The following is a 22,461-nucleotide window of genomic DNA, read 5'->3' as shown; positions in this document are numbered from 1 at the left end:
AAGAAGAGAGAACTGCCTGCGCTAGAAACGCAGGGACAGGCAGCTCAATCCTCCGTCTTGTTTACGGAATTCAGACATATCCAGCTCAATCACGTTGTAGCCAGCGTCAGTGATTTGCTTTTTCGTGCTCTCAAAGCCTTTTGGAATGATGACGTAGTCGTTGATATGGATGCAGTTCGCAGAGTACTCGACTTCTTTTTCCACGATCAGATGCTTGTATTGGCTAAACACTTCAGAATCGATGAACTCCCCAGCCAGAACCAGCAAGTCATTGCCGAGGTAGGCAATACCTGTTTTCAGGTGGAAAAACTCTTTCAACGGGACAATCGTGACCTCATATCCGTATTTGGAGAGAATCTCGCGGAACTGGATCGCTCCTTCTTCATTCGTGCGTGTCGACAGACCGACATAAAAATGGTTGTCTACCTGCATAACGTCTCCACCATCGAGGAAGCCAGGGGCCTGAATATATTCAATCGTGTCATAGAAACGAGGAAGCACCAATTTCATATCCTCAATTTCACCATTGCGGCTTTCTGCACCGGGATTGGTGATGACGGCGCACTTTTCCGTGAGGACAGCTGAATCTTCCACAAACGTAGAATCCGGGAAACGCTCGTCCGCTTCCAGAACGGTTACATCCAGACCTGTCTGTTTCAGCGCTTCTACATAAGCGGCATGCTGTTTAAGAGCAAGTTCAAAATCAGGTGTACCCAAATCAGAAGTCGTCAAACCATTTACATAGCTATTTCCCGGTTTTCTTACAATCGCACGTGAAAATTTCATGATGATAGATCTCCCTTCTGTTTTCGAATCTTGCTTTTGTCTAACAGTGGGCGACGGAGAAACGAGCATGTAAACGCTTCCGCTTCTGCTACTTTTGCTTGTTCATCGCCACCATGTTGCATTCATTCTCCTCTGAGCAATCACTCAGAAATATTCCGCATTGTGGAATCGCTTCTGCAATACAAAATTACACTCTTAATGTAAAATAGTTTCAAATTTTTTGTCAACGAATTTTTATCTGGTCTAAATTATATTGATTCGGCTGAAAAATTCTGATAGATTGAGGTCATATTAAGCTGGCGTGACATTCGAAAAGCAGTCACTATGCAACAAAGCCAGGAGGTAACGTACGTTGGTACAATCGATTGACCGGGCGATGAGCATCATCTCCGTCCTGGTATCAGATCCAAACAAGCAGCATTGGTCCATCTCGGAAATTGCTGAACAAACGAACCTGCCACTGAGTACCGTACACCGTTTAATAAGCAGCCTCATCAAGCATGGACTCATCCTCCAGGTTCCTGAGAGCAAGCAGTACAAGGTCGGCTATACGTGGATGGAAATCGGGCTGCGTATCCTGGACAAGATGGACATGCGCGCTGTCGCCCGAACTGTCATGGAGCGATTGGCAGCAGATGTACGAGAAACCGTCTATCTGAACATTCCACAGGGCTCTCATGCCATCGTACTCGAACGAGTAGAAGGTCCCATGTCTGTCAGAAGCATGGATAATCTGGGCGAGCGTATTCCGCTACATATCGGTGCGGCAAACAAAACGATTCTCGCCAGCATGAATCCGACCGAAGCAGAGCAAATCGTGACCGATTTAATCCCGGATGCAGAAAAACGTCGCGAGCTGTTAGAACGACTGCCAGAAATCAGACAAAACGGCTATGCAGCAAGCTACGGTGAGAAAACCGAGGGTACCGCATCCATTGCCGCTCCTATCTTCGGTGTCAACCAAAAGGTCGTGGGCGCTTTGAGTATCGGCGTTCCGAGCTATCGGATCAACGAACAACTGTTGTCCTCACTCATTGAACAAACCCAACAAAGTGCCCAAGAAATTTCCCACAAGATCGGTGCCTTACCTTAATTTTTTTGCCCACTAAACGGAAACAGTTTTCACTATACGGAAAACGGAGGCGTTTTTTATGCAAAAATGGCAAACAAAAGAGCAGCTCGTTGATCTCTTGTGCAATTTGGTAAGCATTCCAAGCATTACAGGATCAGCTGCCGAGAAGGACTTGCCTAGCTACGTCGTCGATCAATTGCGCACCCTGCCTTATTATCAAGCCAATCCCGATCATGTGCGTGCGAATCCGACCGGGGACGGGCGCCATTTTGTCACTGCTCTGGTTAAAAAAGAAGGTGTACGGGACACCGTCATTCTCGTCAGCCATTTTGATGTGGTCGATGTCGAGGATTACGGTGCTTGGATGAAGCATGCTTTTGATCCGAAGACCCTCACTCCTCTCTTCCTGCAAAACCAAGCGGATATGCCAGCAGACGTTCAACAGGATATTCGTACCGGCAACTGGCTGTTTGGCCGTGGCACCATGGATATGAAATGCGGACTGACGCTGCACATGTCGATGATTGAGCAAGCGATTGCGGGAGAGTTCGACGGCAACATTTTGCTTCTGACCGTCCCTGACGAAGAGGTGAATTCTGTCGGGATGCGTGCAGCAGTCCCAGCACTGTTGAAAATCGCCGAAGAGTTCGACCTGAGCTACACGACCGTGCTCAACTCCGAGCCGATGTTTACCCGCTATCCAGGGGATACGAATACGTACTTGTACACAGGCTCCATCGGAAAAGTGCTGCCAGGCTTCCTCTGCTACGGCAAAGAAACACATGTCGGCGAGCCTTTTGCTGGGTTAAACGGCAATTACATGGCCTCTCAAATGACATGTGAGCTGGAGCTGAACACATCCTTCTGCGAGGTCGTCGAGGGAGAAGCATCTCCTCCGCCGACGAACCTGATTCAAAAGGATCTGAAAAAAGAGTACTCTGTGCAAATTCCGCATCGTGCTGTGACACTGTTCAACCTGTTCCTGCTGGAAAAGCAAATGGAGGATGTCGTAGAGCCGCTGCTGGAATCCGCAAGAAATGTCGCAGAGCGCATGAAACAAAACTATCTCAAACACGCGAGCCAGTTTGCCAACTTTGCGCCTTTTAGCCCGCGCGATCTGTCCATTTCCGTCATGACTTACGAAGAACTGTATGCCTATGCGAAGAAAACGTACGGGGAAGAAAAGCTGCGCCAGCTGGAAGCAGATGTCATCGCCAACCGCGGCGACAAGGACGATCGCGACACCACGATCGAGCTGGTGGATCAATTAGCGATTCTGTGCAAAGAACTGTCGCCGATGATGATCTTGTTCTTCGCTCCGCCGTTTTACCCGGCAGTCAGCTCGCGCAATCATCCTCTGATCCAGCAAACGATGGAAGAGATGAAAGCATACGCGAGAGATCAGCACCAGGTCAATTTGGTCAAACAAAACTACTTTGGCGGTATCTCTGACTTAAGCTACGTCGGACTCCAATATCCGGCGGCATCCATGAAGCCATTGGTAGCAAACATGCCTTTGTGGGACAACGGCTACTCCATTCCGCTTCAGGAGCTCGAAGCTTTTGATGTACCTGTCATGAACCTCGGTCCAGTCGGACGTGACGCCCATCAATGGACAGAGCGTCTAGACGTCGACTATGCATTCGATACGTTAAAAGACATGCTTCCTCGTTGTATCCAGTCTCTTTTGCAAAATGGGAAAGCATGGAAAGAATAGCAAATAGGAAAAGGTTCCTGTACCGATAGATTACTGTCGCACAGGAGCCTTTTTCCTTATAATGAAGAAAAACCATTTCAAGGGAGGGTTACGCATGGAATTTCAAGCGAAAGAAAATGGCTTTGTCACGCAACTGTCCTACGGTGAGCTGCATGTATCGGGTGATGAACAGTATGGCTTTCGCCCCTACCAGCTCTTGGTCTCTTCCATCGCTGTTTGCAGTGGCGGTGTTTTGCGAAAAGTATTGGACAAGATGAGAATGCCGTGCACGGATATGAAAGTAACAGCAGATGTGCAGCGAAATGAGGCAGAGGCAAATCGGGTTGAAAAAATTCACCTCCACTTCATCATTACGGGTGAAAATATGAAAGAAGAAAAAGTGCAAAAAGCCATTGAAGCCGCGAGCAAAAACTGCCCGATGGTCCAATCTGTCAAGGGAAGCATCGTCGTAACCGAGTCCTTCGAATTGGTATCATGATAGGAAATGCAGTGCTAATGCCCACTCCTTTGTTTTTACTTCAAGACATACAGCAGGTCACCTTGTCACCGACAGAAGCATGGACGTTTTCCGGCGGATCTACCCATGCCGTGCTCATCGTGACAAAAGGAACGGGCCGGATGCTGAACGTGTTGGATCAAGCCACTCTACTAGATGGAAGTGTGCTGGTTCTTTCTCGAGAATCTGCGAGGCAAGTACGCGCTGATACAGAAGATCCACTCCGTTTCCTCGTATTTTATTTTGATGCCCTGCAACAGTCAGATCAGGTCACCAACGCTTACAGCCCGAGTCTTTCCTGGCATCTGGACCACAGCTCATGTTTATTTCACCAGGTCGATCACGGCACGGAGCTTGCCCTCACGCTGTTTGCCCATCGACAAACCATTGATCCGTTGGAAGCTTTTCAAAATCAAATTCGCTTTCAGCAATTGCTAAATCTGATTTGGAGCCATGCAGAACAGCAATCTACCATAGAAACATCAAACGTTGTCGATCAGACTCTTTCTTACATTCATACAAATTATGCGGAGCCAATCACCTTAGACGATTTGGCGAATCGAGCTGGCCTTACCCCTCGGTATTACTCCGAAGTCTTCAAGAAAAAGGTCGGAAAAAGCCCGATCGAATATTTGACGAGCTGCCGGATGGAGCATGCGAAGACGCTACTTCGCGAATCGAATAAACGATTGCGCGAAGTAGCACGCCTGGTCGGTTATGCCGATGAGTTTTACTTCAGCAGACGCTTCAAACAGCAGATAGGCGTGTCGCCAACTGTCTTTGTCCGCATGAATCAGAAGCAAATGGCGCCCGTCACCTTCCACTATGCCGAGTATTTATTGGCACTGGGAATCAGACCGGTTGGCGCTCCGGAAGAGCAGGTCACTTATTTACGCGAGCAATTGCGGATGAAAGAGGCAGATGAGATTGTCAGCCTGCCCGAGAACACGCCAGACTTGATCGAACCATTGCAACCGACGTTTATTTTGACCGAATCGACAGGAGATTGCGCTACTTTCTCCAAGATTGCACCTACTCTTGCACTTCCGTGGCTTGCGCATGATGTATTTGGTCATTTGAACATACTGGCCGATGTGCTTTGCATGAAAGATCAGGCACACATGTGGCTCAGGCAGCATGAACAGAAGGTTTTGAAGGCGAAGCGATGCATCGACGCTCATATCCAAAAGGAAGAAACTTTCTTGATCCTCAATGTGCGTCCACAGAGCCTATTTGCATACGGTGCCAGAAATATCGGGCATGTACTATACAAATCCTTGAAGCTGACGCCACCCAGAATCATTCAAGAAGAGTTGACACGCAACCCCAATTTTTGGGCGACCAAAATCAACGAGAATCAATTAAGCCAGTACGCAGCAGATTGGCTGTTCGTTCATATTTTTGATGATGATCTCTCACGGGCACACTTCAAAGAGTTAATGAAACAGGATGTGTGGCAACGAATTCCTGCTGTACAAAAAGGGCAAGTGGTCATTCTCAACCCGATTTGGTTTTCGTATGATCCCCTCTCCCTCGACATCCAACTGGAAGAGATCGTCCAAATTTTGACCCATTCTAACACCACCACATTGTCCAAAGAAAAACGGATCATTCTCCATGGATGAAAAGAGTACATTCAGGGTAAGATGAACTTCGTTAATGAGAATCATTTTCATTCATGGAGGATATACGATGAAACGATTACGCATACAAGCTTGGCTGCCCGGATTCATGATGCTTTCCTTGCTCTTGCTCACGGCATGCGGTCAGACAGCCAGCCCTAATCCATCGGCACCTGCACAAGAGAACAAAGGTGGCGAAACACGCGTATTGAAGCACGCGAAAGGCGAATCCACCATTCCCTTGAAGCCAAAACGTGTCGTAGCCCTGCAATATGTGGGCTCTATGCTTGCTCTAGGTGTGAAGCCAATCGGAGCATTGAAGGGACATATGGAAGGTGTGGACATGGCTCCGTTGGTCAGTGGCATCGAAGTCGTGGGAGATTATGATGCTTACAATCTGGAGAAAATCCTTGAATTGCAGCCTGACTTGATCCTGACAGGCTCCGATGACGAACAACAAGTATATGAGAAGCTGACAAAAATCGCCCCCGTTGTTGCAATCGATTTTGATCAACACGATGTCTTTGGTCATGTACAGAAGGTAGCGAAAGCACTAGGCATGGAGAAAGAAGGAAAGGCTTGGGAAGAAAAGTACAAAGCAAAGGTGGAAGAAGCTCGCAAGCTCGTACAAGCCAAGGTCGGAAAAAACGAGACCGTGGCAGCTATGAACGTCCGTGCGAAAACAATCAAAATGTACGGCGCTCGTAATATGGGGCATGTTTTGTACAACGATCTACAGTTGACGCCACCTGCACTCATCAAGACCGAGATTGAAAAAGACCCGCTGTTCTGGTCAAATGACCTGTCGATGGAGCTTTTGCCAGAATATACGGCTGACCATATTTTCCTGATGCTGTTCCCAGGGGAAGATGCCACCCAATATCTAAAAGAAATCGAGCAAAGCAGTCTGTGGAAAAACTTGCCTGCCGTCAAAAATAACCATGTTTATGTTGTCGACGTGGACAGATGGCTAGGATACGACGCCATTCTGATTGAAAAGCAGCTGGATGAAGCTGTGCAGTATTTGACCGGAACGAAAAAATAACCATGCAAAAACAGCCCGGAAGCTCAGCTTCGCGGGCTGTTTTTTATCAATTGCTGACAGGCTGTTGTTGTGGAACCTTCGCTCGGTTCTTTTTGCCTTCTGGAATGAGCAGATTCAAAAGAACTGTTGCCAACGCCCCTACTGTAATGCCTGACGATAAAATGTAGTTCACGAAATCTGGTACTCCTGCGAGTGCGTCCTTCGGCAGGACGGTTACCGCCATCGTCAGCAGGATCGGCAGACCAATGACCATCATCGTGCGGTCATCAATCGTAATGTTTTGAATGACTTTGATCCCATTCGCCACAATCGCTACACACACGATCCCAAAAATCCCGTTGATGACTGGCTCCGGTATACAAGTAATCGCCGCCGACAGCTTAGGGACCAGCCCAAGGGCAATCAAGATCAATCCTCCGGCCATAATCGCCATCCGGCTTCCTACTCCTGTCACCGCAATCAACCCTGCATTGGAGGAATAGCCAGTCGTAGGTGTACCTCCGAACAATGCCCCGACAAAGCACCCCAAGCCTTCACCGACAGCACCGCGATTCAATCGCTCCTCCGTCAATTCACTGTTCGTTACCGTAGAGACGACGAACCAAGTCCCTGTTGTTTCAATCATGATAATCATATAAACAAAAAGCATCGTTAAAACAGCACTGAGATCAAATACAGGAGCCCCATACGGAAACAGCTTCGGCATGGACAGCCACGGTGCTTGTCCAACCGGACTAAAATCTACCGTTCCAAAAAAAGCAGCGGTTACCGTTCCGACGAAAATCGCAATCAGGACAGATACCAGTCTAAAAAACGCCCCCGCAACCTTTGCTCTTGTGCCCAGCAGCATACAGATGACAAGCACACCAGCTGAAACGGCGGCAATCAAAATGTTGGTCCAAATATTTCCCGGGGAGTGATAAATGTTTCCCATCCCAGTTGGCATCAAAGCAATGCCTACGATGATGATCACCGTCCCGCCGACTAGCGGTGGAATAAACTTGCGAACCGCTTTGGCAAACCACTTCAATGGATACCCCATCAGGGCTACAAACAGCGCTCCGGGAATCATGCTGCCAATCATCGCACCCATCCCCAGCTTACTGCCGATCGCAGCTAGCGCACCGATAGGTACATAGGAAGGGCCTTGCACGACAGGCAAACGCAATCCAAATCCAGTCTGGATCAACGTCCCGATACCCGTCGCAAGAAAACACATTTGAATAAAGAAAGAAGTGCTTGAAGCGTCCATGGTCAGCAGCCCAGCAATAATAATAGGAGCAATGTACAAGTCCATAGCCAACACATGCTGCAAACCAAGTAAAAACGCCTTGCCCACACTGATTTTGTCATCGACGCCCACAACAAGCTGATTGCTTTCTCGATGTTGTTCCACTTTCAAAAGGCCTCCCTAGTGGTAGTTTAGCTAATCACGAACGATATAAGTAGGATTATACCGAATAAATCCGTTTTTAGGCAACTATTCACGTAATAAATAGGTATTACACCTCAATAACGTTCGTGTTTTCTGTTGACTTCCCTTCTACTCTCCCGCTACAATGGGTGAATAACCGAAGTATCGACAAAGGGAGTGTCTCATCAATGATCGTGCAAGATACCGTGCTGCGTAATGAGTGGATCGTCGCCTGTCGTTCGGTGGATGTGCAAGACCGCCCGATCCAGGCCACCATTATGGGCGAGCGGGTCGTCCTCTTCCGCAGCGAAGAAGGAATCCATGCGTTTAAAGACCTCTGTATTCACAGAGGCGCTGCCCTGTCTCTGGGCTGTGTCCGAGATGGAAAGCTGGTCTGTCCGTATCATGGATGGGAATATGAAGCATCCGGCGCCTGTGTAAAAATCCCTCAGTTGCCTGCCGAGCAAGCGATACCCGGCAAAGCGCGTGCTATTTTATACGGCTGTGCAGAGCGATATGGATTCGTGTGGGTGAATCTCGCCAACCAATCTCCCGAGTTTTTTGCCCTGCCGGAATTTGAGGATGAACGTTTTCGAAATGTCATCTGGGGGCCACAGACAGTGATGGCCAAGCCTCCACGCGTCGTAGAGAACTTTTTGGATGTAGGCCACTTGGCTGTCGTTCATGAGGGGTATTTGGGTGTCGAAACGCACATGGAAATCGGGGATTACCGCGTTCACCGCAACGAGAACGGTGTTATTCGCACAGATGAGATCAAGATTTTTCAGCCTGACCCGGACGGTACTGGTCAAGCGAAGCACGTCTATTACACATACGAAATCCTCCGTCCGCTCACGGTAAAATTCACGAAACGCGATGCGGAAAACGGCAATCTGATGTCCATTTTGCTTACTGTGATGCCGCTGGATGAAGCGCGAAGCGTAGCTTATGGCGTACTTTCTTTTAATTATGAGACGAACCTTTCCGATGAGGAAATCATTAGCTTCCAAAACCTCATCTTTGCACAAGATAAACCGATCGTGGAAAATCAAAAGCCTGAGGACCTGCCACTTGATTTACAAGTAGAGCTATCCTTAAAATGCGACCGTGCGAGCATCGCTTACCGTCAATACTTGACGGAGATGGGTATCACGTTCGGTACGGCATAAGCTTCTTAACGAAAATAAAAGGACCTGCCAACTCCGTGATTGCTCACGTAGGTTAACAGGTCCTCTTGTACTTTCCCGTACAGCTTTTATAAAAGCGGAGACAACAGCCGCGTCAACGATTCCAGCAAGCGTAAACGCAGTGGTCGGCTTACATACTCCCCCAGTGTCATCTCCCGGCAATCAGCCAGGTCGGAGACAAACAGTTCCTCTAACTCCTCTGCCATCTTCGAATCGTACATAAACGCATTCGTCTCGAAATTCAGCTTGAAGCTACGAATATCAACATTGGCTGTTCCTACAGATGACAACTGGGTATCAACCACGATTGTTTTGGCGTGCATGAAGCCTTTTTCGTAGAGGAAGCAGCGCACACCGCTCTTTAACAAATCACCGAGATAAGAGTGAGTCGCCCAGAATACCAACAAATGATCTGGCTTTCCCGGGACCATCACCCGTACATCTACCCCGGACATTGCCGCCATTTTTAGTGCGGTCAGCATACCTTCATCGGGAACGAAATACGGCGTCTGCAAGTAAATCTTTTTCCGTGCCTTGTAAATCATCTTCAAAAATGCATGCTTAATTTGCTCTTTTTCCGAGTTTGGCCCGCTCGATACGATCTGAACGCCAATCGTGCCCTCGGACTCTTGAATCTCTGGAAAATACGCGAGTGACTCATGCATTCTTTTCGGAGCGGACAAATTCCAGTCCAGGAAAAAGCGTGCTTGCAGCATATACACCGCTCTTCCCTCTATCAGCAAATGGGTATCACGCCAATACCCCAGCTTCTTATCCTTACCCAAGTATTCATCCCCGATGTTGAAGCCTCCGATATAGCCAATCTTGCCATCAATAATCGTCAGCTTGCGATGATTCCTGAAGTTGACCCGAAAATTAAGGAACGGAATCTTCGCCGGGAAAAAGGAGGCGACTTGTCCCCCCGCCTCTACCAGTGGGCGCAGGAACCGGGATGAGACACCAGAAGACCCTACCGCATCATAGAGCAATCGAATCTCGACGCCCTCCTTAGCCTTCTTCGTCAACAGTTGAATGAGCTGTTTCCCTAAATCATCGTCATTCAAAATATAGTAGAGCAAATGTATATGCTCGCGTGCTTCCTCCATCTGTTTGAACATGAGGTTGAACAAACTATGGCCTTCCTTAAAAACCTGAATGGTATTATCCTGCGTATAGTACGCTCCATCACTTACCACGTTCATGAAAATCATGTCGCGGTGTCTCTCCATCTCAGGGTCGTTCACCTGTAGTTCACCATGGGCAAGCAACTGCTTTTGTCTATCGACCGCAGCTCGAAAATGAGAAAATTCCCCTTCCTTGAGCCGATACAGCTTTTTCTTGCTTAGCTTATGTCCAAAAATCAGGTAAACGATAAACCCGATGCCCGGCAAAAACAGCAGAACCATCAACCAGGCCCAGGTTGCCGCAATGTTTCGCCTCTCCATGAAAATAAGAACGGCAGCCAAGATCAGGTTACCTATTGTTATAATCGCAAATATTTTTTCAAACATTGCCATCACACCACATCCACCTCTAGGATTTCTCCCATATTACAACATTTACTATTGGGATTCATCCTTCCTATCCATCTAGTTTGTCCTATGTTGTCAATAGTTTTCCGCTCTTCATGATACATTTGTCGTCCAAATACACATCCGGCTCTTTGACAACCAGATCAATATGTACCCCCGCAACAATTGTCCCGCCAAACGTGTTGTTGCTACCAAAGGCTACGTGAATCGTTCCGTACACCTTCTCGTCCTCTAACACAACTCCCGTGATACGCGCCTTATCATTCGTTCCGATTCCGAATTCACCCAGCATCCGCCCGTCTTGGTCCCCAAGCATTTGCAGGAGGCGTTCACCCGCCGTTCCTTCTGCCTCTGTGATCCGACCATTTTGGACCGTCAGTAGCAGGGGCGAATCAATTTTTCCGATACCAGCGATGGAGCCATCGACGAGGATTTGTCCCTCTGCCGTCCCTTCCAATGGGGCGATATACGCTTCTCCGGAAGGCAAATTGCCCGATTCTCCAGGATTGACGTACATGCCCGTACTCGGCACCCCATTGCGATCTGCGATGGAAAACGTCAGTGACTTGCCCGCTTTTTCGATCCGCACGGTACTTGCCCGCGTCAGCATTTCGGTCACGCGCTCGGTGAGTGCCTTTACTTGTGTATAGTCAGCGGAAATCGCTCCCGCAAGGAACATGTCTTCCGTAATAGCTGGCATGGTAGCCAGTCTTGTACCATTTGCTGCTGCTTCTTTTCGTGCTTTTGTATGAGTCAAAGAGTGTTGGGTCACACATACCACCACATCTGCGCTCTTCATCGCCGCTGCAACAGCCGCAGGAGGTTCTTGACCGGACTTTTCCCGCTCCTTCATGACCATCAGCATCGCTTCTGCCCCGAGCTGTTTACCCGCTTCCCAGAGCGCCTCACCGATGTCCCGCTTCCGCTCGTCGGCCACCACCAAAAATGTCTCATTCGCCTGTAATGCCAAGCAATTCATCAAAATGCCTTTGCTGGATTCTATCAATGTCACGCCGCATCATCCTTCTCATCTATCTGATGGTTAGATTATATCCACTTTTTTCTTGCAAACTCTTCTGTCTTCGCTAGATTAGATCGTTAGTCCTGCCCTTATCAAGTTTATCGGAATCTTCTTGCTTTTGCTGTAAGATTTAGTATGATTAGAATACAAATGAAAACGCTTAAGACAATGAGGTCTTCTACCCGCGCTTTGCAAAAGGCGTGGGGAAGACCTTTTTCTTTTGAAAGAAATGATAACGTTTTCATTTGGGGCTCGAGAAAAAGAAGAAGGGGATGACAACCATGTCACACAGAAAAGCACAACCCAAAACGTGGTGGCTGACCATGCTGATGATCGTCGCTCTACTCGCGATGCAAATGCCAGCTTTGGCCAAGGACACCAACGTGCAGATGCTCGACAAGGGGAAATGGGCACCTGCGACTTATCAAGCCGTCCATGAATTGATTGAGAAAAACGGCGTCAAGAGCGCTACCTACAATGCCAAGAAAAAGCCGTATGTCGTTTTTGACTGGGACAATACGAGCATCATGCATGACACCGAAGAAGCGCTGTTTGTCTATCAGATCAACCATTTGGCTTACAAGCTCACACCTGAAGAATTCGGGAAGGTCATCCGCACGAATGTACCAGAGGGACCGTTTTCCGATTCGTATAAAAATGTCGACGGCAAGCCTGTCACACTCGATGCCATCGCGACTGATCTCGTAGCCGACTACACGTACTTATATCAAAATTATCTAGGTCTTAAAGGAACAAAGTCGCTGGAAGAAGTGACAGCAACAGAGCAGTTCGCAGATTTCAAAGCTAAGCTGTTTTTCTTGTATGAAGCAATCAACGATACACACAGCAACTCGATTGGCTATCCGTGGGTGCTCTACCTCTTCACGAACATGACCGTTGAAGAAGTACAACAGTTGGCGGAAGCATCCAATGATCTCAGCCTCGGTATGTCGATTCAAAAAGTAACCTGGACGAGCCCGAAATCGTTGGCAGGCAAAGCAGGCGTGGTGAAAGCCTCTCATACAACAGGCCTGCGCCTCACTTCCGAAGTCGCAAACCTGATGAACACACTGCGTGCCAATGGCATCGATGTGTATGTCGTGAGTGCCTCCTTGGAGGATGTCGTTCGTGTCTTTGCCACTCTCCCGAAATATGGCTACAATCTCCCAGCGGAGAACATCATCGGCATGCGTCTGAAAACAGAAAACGGACGGATTACGAATGTGTACCAGCCTGACTACCCGATCACGGTAGCCCACGGCAAGACGGAAGTGATCCAGGATGTATTGGTGAAAAAGTATGGTCACGGCCCTATCTTCATCGCAGGCGATAGCAACGGTGATTTCGAGATGATGACAGAGCTGGACAGCGTGCAGCTCGTGCTCGTTGTGAACCGCGTCAAGGGCGGCAAAATTGGGCAGCAAATTGCCAAAGGTGCCGAACAGATGGGCAAAGCAAAACCTACGGTTGTCCTGCAAGGACGTGACGAGAACACAGGTATGTGGATTCCGAGCGAAGCGACGATCCGACTAGGGCAGACAGAGCCGCAGTTGGTAGCGAAATAAACAGGAAAAACCGCCCTTTAATACGGGGCGGTTTTAGCTTTATGGATGGGTAACTGGAATTCGCCACTCGAGTGGATATTTTTTCTGAACAGCATCCAGGCGTAGCGTGAGCTTCTCCGGGAGCTTGGTTATTTCTCCTCCTTCCCAATCTCTGCTGTCCTCCAGCCGAATTTTGTACGTTGCTCGCTCGCGTCCTGACTGATCAACGGGTCCCTTGGATTGATGACCCATTTTAGCCCGGTAGGTTGTCCCCTGCCCATCTTGAAGTACCCACCAAGGCAAATAAATCCTCGTAATATCTTTGGATTGTACCTCGATCTCCATTTCCATTTGCTGTTTTTCCGAATCATCATCTTTTGCCAGCTTGATGCTTTTCAACGTAAAGATATCTTCTCCTACTTGTTTGATCACTGGCTTCTTGTTCAATTCATCCGGATGAAAGGTGACACTCATATCGTACGGGATCGCTTTATGGAGGCTATTTATGACCAATGTCGCTGCTTTGCTTTTTTGCAACGGATCGTCGTCATTGATCCAACGGAAATGCCCATAGCGATCAATGGAATAAGAATTATATATGATTCTTTCCTTCCCCTTGCTGCCATCTGCTCCCTCGTAGTAATATCCCAGCCTATATTGCTGATACGGAAGAAATGGAGCGTAATCCGGGTTCGTCGTCTTTCCGGTTAGCTTTTTTGCTTCTTGTTCCAGTTGTTTTTTGGCCGCATCTGTCCATTGTGTTTCCAGCTCAATCCGGGTGGCCGTTGGCGTGTTGACGATCTGGTGCAGGGTCATCTTCAATCCATGCTTCGTCTCTTGCGTTTGATTGACAGGCAACACAGTGGTTGCGGCCGTTGTTTTTGCCATCGTGATCGGAACTTGCAGCTTCCAGTTTCCTTTTCTGTCGCCTATTTCATCAAAATGGATCGACAACGTCTTCGGAAGGGGCTCCTGTCCTTTTTTCCCGAGGGTAAACCGGATGAATCCGGCATTATCTTCAAAGGTTGTTCCCCACTCGTCAGAAATGACCTCCCCTTTGGCATCCAGCAATTCAATGGCATTGGATTCTGCGTTTGTCGCTGACGGATATGTAGGGAGCAACGGCTTGCCATCCGACTGCTTAATCATTAAAGCAACCATTACCTGCACCGGATCAGCAATGATTTCCTTTACCTCCAAGGTAATCCCCTGATCCGTAACAGAAAGATTCGATGTTTCGGAGAAGCCTTGTCTCGCCGCCTGTTGCACTCCTTCATCGAATCCGTCTTGAGCAAAGATCGATTTGACATAGGCCGCAAACGACGGGGACACCTGTATGCTTCCGAGCAGCCCGAGTACAACCGCAGAAGCGATGCCGATGGAAGCCCATCTTTTGCTACGGTAAAATGGACGCCTTCTCACTTGCAGTCCGTCATTTTTGCTTGGCATTTGAAAACTCGGTATCTCGACAGCTCCCGCTACTTTCCTAAGCGTCTCTTGGATTTGCCGTTCCTCGTTAGTCATGAGTCATTGCCCCTTCCTGCAAAAAATCTGATGGAATGCAACCCTTGTCCAATTGCTGTGCAATCAGCTTCCTCGCCTTGTGCATCCGCGATTTGACCGTGCCCTCGAAGGAGCCCGTAATTTTGGCGATCTCCGACACGCTGAAGCCCTCGTAATAGTAAAGAATAATGACCGCCCGATGCTCCGCCTTCATGCTGCGAATCGCCTGCCATATTTGCCGCTGCTCCTCCTGCTTGATCACGTTATCCAGCGGCGTTAGCGCTTCTTCCGGGATCATCTCCTCATACTCCACTACAGGCTTCTGCTTGCGTACCAGATTCAGAGCCCGAAACGTAATGATCCGGTATAGCCAATTGCGAAAGGCCACTCCCCGTTTTTTATCGAGTCGGTCTATGTGCTGATACGCTTCGATGAGCCCTTCCTGAACGGCGTCCTGTGCCAGATGCTTGTCATGAATGATCAAGTACGCTGTACGGTATGCCATCGCCAGATAAGGCTTGACCAATTGTTCGAAAGCCTCAGGCTCGCCCTCTTGGCATTTGGCAATCAACTCCCACTCATCCACAGCGTTTCCTCCCTTCGTTTTTGCTCTACTGTATATTCACGAGAACGTGGAGTTTGGTTCACGTTAAATAGGCGAAAATATACTGAACATGGAAAAACCCGTCCCCTGAACAGAAACGGGTGAATACTATGCGTAAGCAGCTAAAATAAGAAATACAAAATAATAGTGACTACATACAATTGCCATACTTTTATTTTGAACTTGATACAAAACTTTTCCAATAGGACAGATAACCATTCGCAACCTTTTAGTAATAGCATAAAAACTCCCATACCGACAACTAAGGCGAAATCTAGTGGGCTGAGTATACTCTCGATAAAGTTATATACTTTAGTGATTAGCAGGAAAAGCACAAAGACAAGGAAAGAATAGTATGTCACTGAAAAAACCTCCACTATGTTATTACAACGAAAATAGGGAGCACTTAGCTCCCAGTTTCCTTTGTAATTATCCGTTATCTCCTTTGCTGTCTACTTCGTAATATTGAACATCAAGAGATCTTTTTCTCTTATATCAATCCGTCGTCTTCATACCGATTTTCTTCTGACGCGTAGAACAATACGAATTCAAGCGTAGCTCCGATCTCATGCAAAAGTGAGATGACGTTTTCTTTTGCAGTGATCGCAGGCTCTTGCCGATTTCTGACATGAGCGTACACGACGATTTCATATGACAGTTTTTGTTCTTCCTTCTGACTGATAAGTGACTCTTTTTCCTCTTTCAACGTGTCTATCATTGCCAGCAGTAATTCCTCTGTATCATCTGTTTCTTCCTCTAACGTTTCGAGATACCATACTGCCCCATCCGACGTCTGTTCCCCTTGTATCCAAGATGCGTGTGGGGAAACTTGAAGAAGTTGTGGGTTCAAGTCCGGTTGCGTGTCAGCTCCTTTGACCAGGAAGGCTACCTTGATACTTGTACCTTGGGGGGCTTTGAGTTCCAAGTTTGGAGGCAGATCGTCAGGGTAGATGATGATGTTTATCCTCGCCATGCCTCCGATCTCACTCATAAATTGGATCGTTTCTTGTGTCAGCTTCATTCGAGGGATTTGTCTCTCGTACGCATAGATGAAGAATTCGATTCCATAGATGAGATTATGTTCTTGTTTTAATTTTTGTAATTTTTTTTGTCTTCCGTCTAGCATACGAAGGAGCGGGAGAAGCTGGTTGTTGATATCGAGTGAAGCCTCATATGATGTTGAAATTTCCCAACTCGTATCAGGAGCAGGTATTTTTTCTTGAGTTAATTCCCCTTTTTTTCTTGTCGATGTTGGGATCAGACACAGCTCTTCTGATAATATCTGGGTATCAAACTGATCTTCTGCTAAACACCAAAATTCTGCACTTATACATGTATCTTCATTGTCCTGGGTGGTTAGTCTCACATCCATAATCACCATCACCTCCGTATTAAGTGTATGGATTAATGTTCAGGTATATTTCCACGCAAAGGGAACATGTCAGCGGCATCGATAATGTCAAAAAACAACTGTATCCATTCATTCCTTCCTTGTTTCTTTTTTCCTAGCCAAAGATAGTCATCATATTTGTCTTCATATATATCATACACTTACAAATATAACCATAAAATGATATGCAGGTTTTTACCAACTGCAAAAACTGGAATAAAAAAACATCCTGACAGAGGATGTTTCATCAATCTACAATATATTCACAATGACCTATCAGGAAGATGTCGATCCAATCCAATTGCTTCTGTAAATTGATCGAAATGACGATTAGAAAAGCAATAGGAGGTTCATATGTGACTGTACTGTAAACAAAAAAGGACGCGAGAAATCGCGTCCTTAACGCAGGCTTCTTGTTACCTTGTTGGATATGCCCCCTATTAAACCATTGGATACATGACGAAAACGGTACTGAAATATTGATTCCTTAGACTATCCTCTTGTATTATTGGGTCCAAATTTTTAAATTCTTCTGTTTCTAAATCTTCTTCATTTAAGACACCATCTCGCCAAAAACCTAAACCTATCTCAGGAAAAGCGTACCTGTCGCCCCACTTTGCACCTTCATCCCGCGTATAATTTGATATCTTATCGATTTTTTCCGCTAATTGTGTCGCCTTTGTATGAACCACATCGATACCGTAAACAAAACAACTGAATCCTCCGCTAATATTGTGTGTATCTATGGGAACTTCGATGAAACTCACTTTGTTCTCCTCATACTGTATCAAAAATGTCACATATTTCAGCGGCCATTCTTGCTCATGAGCCTTTACTTCTTCCCTAGTCATTCCTAACTTTATGGGGCCAACCCTTATTCCCGGCTCTACGATAATGTCCTCCATCACAATCCCTCCGCCATACTTTTATTTTGAACCTGATACAAAACTTTTCAATACGCTAGATAACCATTCACAACTTTTTAGTAATAGCAAAAAACTCCCATACCAATCCGTTATCTTCTTTTTCGGTCTACTTCGTAATGATATTGCGGTTGAGAGAGACTTTAGGGAGCTAATTGGGAGAGGATGCAATGAGGTGTTCAACTTCGTTTCTAAGTTCAGAGATATTCTGCCCTGAATAATTTTCTTGGAGGAAATAAAGATTACTATGTTCTATTACTTCCGGTGAAACTTGGGATACAAGTGTGTTCTCGTCATTAATCTTTATTTTTCCTTGAACTGACCCTACTATGTTATAAACGTCATCTTTATCTTCTGTTAAGAAAACAAAATATTTATTTCCTTCTTTCATAGGTATACTTCCTTCAATGCCTACCGATGTTATTCTGGGTTCACCAAGATCATCATTCACTAATTTAGATCCTGGCTTTCCTGCGAAATATTTGGCCACCTCTCTTTCATCGAATTCCCCTCCAGTTTCCAGTACAGATACTGTATCATCTATCTCTACATCACCTTTATAGACTTTCGTTAATCTTAATTCAGAGACTGTATATACATCTAGTCTTTCATAATTAGCGTTATTTTCTTGAGAAATAACTTCAGCTTCGGCTATGATATCTGCATTTTCAGCTAGATCCTCCACGGTTGTGAATGTCTCGGTAAACATTGCTTCACCAGAAACGATTCTATAATCTGAATCACTGGAATAAAGGAAATTCTGTTTTTTCAAGTCACCTATATAGTAAACAGCAAGTCCTGCAATTGTTATAAAACCAATAGTAGCTAGTGCTCTTTTTTTTGTGGATTTTAAATTCTTAATGCTAATCATTAGTATTCTCCTTCCTACAAAATGATAGATAGAATAGTTCCTTCGCTTGATGGGCATGGGGTCTGCTCACGATGCAAAAAAAATAAGATATGAACCGAACCTTTTTCCGCTAAAGAGGCAATATAGTGTGTAAGCTGCTTATTCAGAGAACAAATAGAACAATCCAATTCACATTATTTACAACAAAAAAGGAGCGAATTAATTATGAAAAAACGTTTAATTGGTGGAGTGGTTGCTACTGCGATTTTGATTCCAGTTGCAGCATTTGCAGCTTCTGGCGTGATTGACATGCCTACAAGAACACCGATGACTACTGAACAAGTCAAAGTGGATGAGGTTGGCAAATCAACGCTTGAGAAGCTGTATCTCGCATATCCTGAAACAAAATCGTTTGAGATTATCGATGCAAGTAACGTTCAGGGTGATGTATCCAAAGGGAAAAATGTAACTAACATGAAACAAACAAGCATCGTACTACAAGAAAAAGGAGGAACCGGCAAAAAGATTACCCTCCATACGAACGGTAGTACGGGTGAGATTGAACACGTGATTCAAGAGAATTGGGAGCCTAAGGAGAAGTCACTCATTACTTTAACCGATCAGGAAATCAAGACGAAGGTAAATGATCTTATTGATAAAATGTATGGCAACGTCGAACAATACAAGGTTGCTATAGAGCAAATGGAGAATCCAAACCAAAAAACATGGATGTTGAATTACACCAATGAGATGTTCGAAGAACCGGTCTACCAGGTTTTTGTTCAGGACAATACCATTAGTCTTACTAAGATCGTAGGTATTCCTACAGCTCCTGATACACCTTCAAACATGAAAGTAGAAGGCCTATTCTCTTTCAATGGTAAGCCTGATTATACGGCTGATAACTTTTTAAACGATGAAAAACTGTTTGCTTTACTAAAAATCAGCCCGACAGAATTAAAACAAGAATTAGCAAAAGGTAAAACTGTTGTGGAGATTGCAGCATCTAAAAATGTCACGAAACAACAAGTGCTTGATGTGATTGCAGAAACACAGGCTAGAGGACAACTTCAAGGGGATGGAGTAGCGATCACCGAGAAAGCACTGAAAGAAATGATGGAAGCAATTGAACCAAAAGTATTGCCAGTCATTGAACACAAAACGGAAACGGAATGGTAGAAAAACAGAGTTAACTGGGTTACACAAGTAAAAGAAGAGGCGGGGGAACCATCTCTTCTTTTATGGACTAATTTTTCAGACAGGTGGTTCTTCTCTTGATGGGCATGGGGTCTGCTCACGAAAAAAAATAAGATATGAACCGAACCTTTTTCCGCTAAAGAGGCAATATAGTGTGTAAGCTGCTTATTCAGAAAACAAATAGAACAATCCAATTCACATTATTTACAACAAAAAAGGAGCGAATTAATTATGAAAAAACGTTTAATTGGTGGAGTGGTTGCTACTGCGATTTTGATTCCAGTTGCAGCATTTGCGGCTTCTGGCGTGATTGACATGCCTACAAGAACACCGATGACTACTGAACAAGTCAAGGTGGATGAGGTTGGCAAATCAACGCTTGAGAAGCTGTATCTCGCATATCCTGAAACAAAATCGTTTGAGATTATCGATGCAAGCAACGTTCAAGGTGATGTATCCAAAGGGAAAAATGTAACCAACGTGAAGCAAACAAGCATCGTACTACAAGAAAAAGGAGGAACCGGCAAAAAGATTACCCTCCATACAAACGGTAGTACGGATGAGATTGAACACGTGATTCAAGAGAATTGGGAGCCTAAGGAGAAGTCACTCATTACGTTAAGCGATCAGGAAATCAAGGCGAAGGTATCTGATCTTATTAATAAAATGTATGGCAACGTCGAACAATACAAAGTTGCTATAGAGCAAATGGAGAATCCAAATCAAAAAACATGGATGTTGAATTACACCAATGAGATGTTCGATAAACCGGTCTTCCAGGTTTTTGTTCAGGACAATACCATTAGTCTTACTAAGATCGTAGGTATTCCTACAGCTGATACACCTTCTGATACACCTTCAAACATTAAAGTAGAAGGCCTATTCTCTAGAAATGGTAAACCTGATTATTTTGCTGATAACTTTTTAAACGATGAAAAACTGTTTGCTTTACTAAAAATCAGCCCGACAGAATTAAAACAAGAATTAGCAAAAGGTAAAACTGTTGTGGAGATTGCAGCATCTAAAAATGTCACGAAACAACAAGTACTTGATGTGATTGCAGAAACACAAGCTAGAGGACAACTTCAAGGGGATGGAGTACCGATCACCGAGCAATCACTGAAAGAAATGATGAAAGCAGCTGAACCAAAAATATTGCCAATGATTGAACACAGAACAGAAACGGAATGGTAGAAAAACAGAGTCAACTGGGTTACACAAGTAAAAGAGAAGAGGCGGTTCCCCCGCCTCTTTTTTTATGCACATTCAGGCCACAATAAGCCAGGTAGTCTAGCTTATTGGACTCGAAGGGTAACATACTTTACTGGACTTTCTTTTGAATCAAACGTAAATCTTAGTAGGTTTCCATTGTTTTCATATTCCAATATAAACGTATGATCACCTGAGTCATCCATAAACTCTCTAGAGGGTTCTCCTAAGGTTTTTTTGATTTCCTCAGGTTTTCCAGTCATTCCAACAGTCTTGGGTTCGGCATTCATTAGGACGACTTTACTCGTATCCTTTACTTCTTCAATTGAATTAGCATAGTCTTCGAATTGTAAATCAAAACCCTCATAATATACTGTGAATCCATACTCAGAATTTCCGCTCTTGACGGGGGTTCCGATTTTATCCAGAACCTCTTTCTTTGTTGCTCCAATGCCAATTAAGACACCTTCTAATTGCCCATTTTTTACTTTTTCCAAAGTGTCCGATTGAGCAGAATTAACAGGAATATCTTCAGTTTTTTCAGATATATTGGAGCAGCCAAGTAAAGTTATTGTGCTAAGAACTACAACAAGCAAAGCATTACGCTATATTTTAGGCAGATCAAACACACTCCTCATAATTTGTTTAGTTGGTGGTAAGAGTCCATCCGAGATGCTGAAAAAATAGATCGTATGGCTAGTGATTTATAGGTAATTATATAAACGCACTTTAACACACTTTAATATGGATGCCACAAGAAAAACGAACATATGCGTTTACAAGGTTAAGGAGTGCTAGACACAAAAAATAGCCGGTTATGCTGCTAGTGTTAACCGGCTATCTGGAAGCAAATTCGAGATTATTCTTCCTTTTCGTAATCCCATGTTCCATTGTTTGCATTAATCTTAAATTAAAAGTAACAACAAAATACTTTGATTATATTTTTTTGTTGTATTGTTTAAATTCAACTAATGTATTAGGCATATTTAATGGCCACATTCTTCCCTCAATGAAAATATAGCTAAAAACATACTTACCATTTTGTTCGATTTGATCATATGCCTCTTTAGCGCTAAGTGTATTACTCTTTACAGGAGAGGAGCTTAACAAGCTTACCTCATCTCCAATTCTAATTGTCTTCTCATTGCTACAAAATTCAGTTTCGTTATTTAAACAAATATGCTTGATACTAAGAAAATATTTGTCATTTTCTACCCATTTGTTTGTTACTACAACCCACCCATACGTTTTGCTATGTGCCTGAAAATTCATATATAACCCAATCATACTAAGCAAAAACAGGAGCATAATACCTAGTACTACTTTTTTTTTCATGATACATCCGCCCC

General features: G+C 45.2%; 20 protein-coding genes. 9 read left to right on the top strand and 11 right to left on the bottom strand.

Translation table 11 applies throughout. From position 1 onward, the window contains the following. Positions 1-21: 21 nt before the first annotated feature. On the bottom strand, positions 22-786 hold the full coding sequence (locus C7R92_RS14245; RefSeq protein ID WP_106834715.1) for a dimethylarginine dimethylaminohydrolase family protein: 765 nt from the start codon (positions 784-786) through the stop codon (positions 22-24). Positions 787-1,138: 352 nt separating this feature from the next. Here C7R92_RS14245 and C7R92_RS14240 point away from each other — a divergent pair, with 352 nt between their 5' ends. The 5 genes from C7R92_RS14240 (at position 1,139) to C7R92_RS14220 (ending at position 6,738) form a co-directional block, all read left to right on the top strand. Further along, a complete protein-coding gene (locus C7R92_RS14240; protein WP_106834714.1) occupies positions 1,139-1,879 on the top strand; it encodes an IclR family transcriptional regulator in 741 nt (246 codons plus the stop codon). Positions 1,880-1,937: 58 nt separating this feature from the next. After that, the gene (locus C7R92_RS14235) at positions 1,938-3,575 is read left to right on the top strand and encodes a M20/M25/M40 family metallo-hydrolase (protein ID WP_106834713.1); all 1,638 of its coding nucleotides are present in this window, start codon (positions 1,938-1,940) and stop codon (positions 3,573-3,575) included. 94 nt (positions 3,576-3,669) lie between these two features. Continuing rightward, positions 3,670-4,053, top strand: a complete 384-nt coding sequence (locus tag C7R92_RS14230; protein ID WP_007720051.1) for an OsmC family protein — start codon at positions 3,670-3,672, stop codon at positions 4,051-4,053. 17 nt (positions 4,054-4,070) lie between these two features. Continuing rightward, positions 4,071-5,696 (top strand): helix-turn-helix domain-containing protein, encoded by a 1,626-nt coding sequence (locus C7R92_RS14225; RefSeq protein WP_244195750.1) that lies wholly within the window; start codon positions 4,071-4,073, stop codon positions 5,694-5,696. 67 nt (positions 5,697-5,763) lie between these two features. Next, positions 5,764-6,738 carry an ABC transporter substrate-binding protein gene (locus C7R92_RS14220; RefSeq protein ID WP_106834711.1) on the top strand — a complete coding sequence of 325 codons (975 nt, stop codon included), beginning with the start codon at positions 5,764-5,766 and terminating at the stop codon, positions 6,736-6,738. 46 nt (positions 6,739-6,784) lie between these two features. Here the strand turns inward: C7R92_RS14220 and C7R92_RS14215 are convergent, their stop codons facing one another. After that, on the bottom strand, positions 6,785-8,134 hold the full coding sequence (locus C7R92_RS14215) for a uracil-xanthine permease family protein (protein ID WP_106834710.1): 1,350 nt from the start codon (positions 8,132-8,134) through the stop codon (positions 6,785-6,787). 206 nt (positions 8,135-8,340) lie between these two features. On the opposite strand from C7R92_RS14215, the gene C7R92_RS14210 reads away from it, so the two are divergent. Further along, the gene (locus C7R92_RS14210; protein ID WP_106834709.1) at positions 8,341-9,321 is read left to right on the top strand and encodes an aromatic ring-hydroxylating oxygenase subunit alpha; all 981 of its coding nucleotides are present in this window, start codon (positions 8,341-8,343) and stop codon (positions 9,319-9,321) included. Between the two features lie 86 nt (positions 9,322-9,407). Here the strand turns inward: C7R92_RS14210 and cls are convergent, their stop codons facing one another. Together cls and C7R92_RS14200 are read right to left on the bottom strand one after the other, a co-directional pair. Then, positions 9,408-10,856 carry a cardiolipin synthase gene (cls, locus tag C7R92_RS14205; RefSeq protein ID WP_106834708.1) on the bottom strand — a complete coding sequence of 483 codons (1,449 nt, stop codon included), beginning with the start codon at positions 10,854-10,856 and terminating at the stop codon, positions 9,408-9,410. An 82-nt stretch (positions 10,857-10,938) separates the two neighbouring features. Then, on the bottom strand, positions 10,939-11,883 hold the full coding sequence (locus tag C7R92_RS14200; protein WP_017252496.1) for an aminopeptidase: 945 nt from the start codon (positions 11,881-11,883) through the stop codon (positions 10,939-10,941). A gap of 290 nt (positions 11,884-12,173) precedes the next feature. On the opposite strand from C7R92_RS14200, the gene C7R92_RS14195 reads away from it, so the two are divergent. Further along, a complete protein-coding gene (locus tag C7R92_RS14195; RefSeq protein WP_106834707.1) occupies positions 12,174-13,457 on the top strand; it encodes a haloacid dehalogenase-like hydrolase in 1,284 nt (427 codons plus the stop codon). A 39-nt stretch (positions 13,458-13,496) separates the two neighbouring features. On the opposite strand, the gene C7R92_RS14190 is transcribed toward C7R92_RS14195, so the two are convergent. The 5 genes from C7R92_RS14190 to C7R92_RS14165 form a co-directional block, all read right to left on the bottom strand. After that, positions 13,497-14,960 (bottom strand): DUF4179 domain-containing protein, encoded by a 1,464-nt coding sequence (locus tag C7R92_RS14190; RefSeq protein WP_106834706.1) that lies wholly within the window; start codon positions 14,958-14,960, stop codon positions 13,497-13,499. Next, entirely contained in the window at positions 14,953-15,525 is a 573-nt protein-coding gene (locus C7R92_RS14185; protein WP_106834705.1) for an RNA polymerase sigma factor, read from the bottom strand. The genes C7R92_RS14190 and C7R92_RS14185 overlap by 8 nt, the downstream gene beginning before the upstream one ends. A 508-nt stretch (positions 15,526-16,033) precedes the next feature. Next, on the bottom strand, positions 16,034-16,915 hold the full coding sequence (locus C7R92_RS14175) for a DUF4279 domain-containing protein (protein ID WP_158265755.1): 882 nt from the start codon (positions 16,913-16,915) through the stop codon (positions 16,034-16,036). A gap of 458 nt (positions 16,916-17,373) precedes the next feature. Next, entirely contained in the window at positions 17,374-17,838 is a 465-nt protein-coding gene (locus tag C7R92_RS14170) for a hypothetical protein (protein ID WP_106834702.1), read from the bottom strand. Positions 17,839-18,007: 169 nt separating this feature from the next. Then, positions 18,008-18,727 carry a hypothetical protein gene (locus tag C7R92_RS14165; RefSeq protein WP_106834701.1) on the bottom strand — a complete coding sequence of 240 codons (720 nt, stop codon included), beginning with the start codon at positions 18,725-18,727 and terminating at the stop codon, positions 18,008-18,010. A 204-nt stretch (positions 18,728-18,931) separates the two neighbouring features. Between C7R92_RS14165 and C7R92_RS14160 the strand changes: the two genes are divergently transcribed. Then, positions 18,932-19,885 carry a hypothetical protein gene (locus C7R92_RS14160; RefSeq protein ID WP_106834700.1) on the top strand — a complete coding sequence of 318 codons (954 nt, stop codon included), beginning with the start codon at positions 18,932-18,934 and terminating at the stop codon, positions 19,883-19,885. A 249-nt stretch (positions 19,886-20,134) separates the two neighbouring features. After that, entirely contained in the window at positions 20,135-21,097 is a 963-nt protein-coding gene (locus C7R92_RS14155) for a hypothetical protein (protein ID WP_106834699.1), read from the top strand. Between the two features lie 101 nt (positions 21,098-21,198). On the opposite strand, the gene C7R92_RS14150 is transcribed toward C7R92_RS14155, so the two are convergent. Together C7R92_RS14150 and C7R92_RS14145 are read right to left on the bottom strand one after the other, a co-directional pair. Next, positions 21,199-21,708: a DUF4309 domain-containing protein gene (locus C7R92_RS14150; protein WP_167403210.1), complete on the bottom strand. Its 510-nt coding sequence runs from the start codon at positions 21,706-21,708 to the stop codon at positions 21,199-21,201. A gap of 340 nt (positions 21,709-22,048) precedes the next feature. After that, positions 22,049-22,447 (bottom strand): hypothetical protein, encoded by a 399-nt coding sequence (locus tag C7R92_RS14145; protein ID WP_069849748.1) that lies wholly within the window; start codon positions 22,445-22,447, stop codon positions 22,049-22,051. Between the last annotated feature and the right edge of the window lie 14 nt (positions 22,448-22,461).

The sequence above is a fragment of the Brevibacillus porteri genome, from assembly GCF_003013475.1.
Taxonomy (GTDB): Bacteria; Bacillota; Bacilli; order Brevibacillales; family Brevibacillaceae; genus Brevibacillus; species Brevibacillus porteri.
The sequence above is the reverse complement of the archived record's forward strand: the minus strand, read 5'-3'. Positions and strand labels throughout refer to the sequence as shown.

Bases quoted from the DNA above. Each gene is read 5' to 3' on its own strand.
- C7R92_RS14245 (WP_106834715.1), bottom strand. From the start codon at position 786: ATGAAATTTTCACGTGCGATTGTAAGAAAACCGGGAAATAGCTATGTA.
- C7R92_RS14235 (WP_106834713.1), top strand. From the start codon at position 1,938: ATGCAAAAATGGCAAACAAAAGAGCAGCTCGTTGATCTCTTGTGCAAT.
- C7R92_RS14230 (WP_007720051.1), top strand. From the start codon at position 3,670: ATGGAATTTCAAGCGAAAGAAAATGGCTTTGTCACGCAACTGTCCTAC.
- C7R92_RS14225 (WP_244195750.1), top strand. From the start codon at position 4,071: ATGCCCACTCCTTTGTTTTTACTTCAAGACATACAGCAGGTCACCTTG.
- C7R92_RS14220 (WP_106834711.1), top strand. From the start codon at position 5,764: ATGAAACGATTACGCATACAAGCTTGGCTGCCCGGATTCATGATGCTT.
- C7R92_RS14210 (WP_106834709.1), top strand. From the start codon at position 8,341: ATGATCGTGCAAGATACCGTGCTGCGTAATGAGTGGATCGTCGCCTGT.
- cls (WP_106834708.1), bottom strand. From the start codon at position 10,856: ATGGCAATGTTTGAAAAAATATTTGCGATTATAACAATAGGTAACCTG.
- C7R92_RS14195 (WP_106834707.1), top strand. From the start codon at position 12,174: ATGTCACACAGAAAAGCACAACCCAAAACGTGGTGGCTGACCATGCTG.
- C7R92_RS14190 (WP_106834706.1), bottom strand. From the start codon at position 14,960: ATGACTAACGAGGAACGGCAAATCCAAGAGACGCTTAGGAAAGTAGCG.
- C7R92_RS14175 (WP_158265755.1), bottom strand. From the start codon at position 16,915: ATGGATGTGAGACTAACCACCCAGGACAATGAAGATACATGTATAAGT.
- C7R92_RS14170 (WP_106834702.1), bottom strand. From the start codon at position 17,838: ATGGAGGACATTATCGTAGAGCCGGGAATAAGGGTTGGCCCCATAAAG.
- C7R92_RS14165 (WP_106834701.1), bottom strand. From the start codon at position 18,727: ATGATTAGCATTAAGAATTTAAAATCCACAAAAAAAAGAGCACTAGCT.
- C7R92_RS14160 (WP_106834700.1), top strand. From the start codon at position 18,932: ATGAAAAAACGTTTAATTGGTGGAGTGGTTGCTACTGCGATTTTGATT.
- C7R92_RS14155 (WP_106834699.1), top strand. From the start codon at position 20,135: ATGAAAAAACGTTTAATTGGTGGAGTGGTTGCTACTGCGATTTTGATT.
- C7R92_RS14145 (WP_069849748.1), bottom strand. From the start codon at position 22,447: ATGAAAAAAAAAGTAGTACTAGGTATTATGCTCCTGTTTTTGCTTAGT.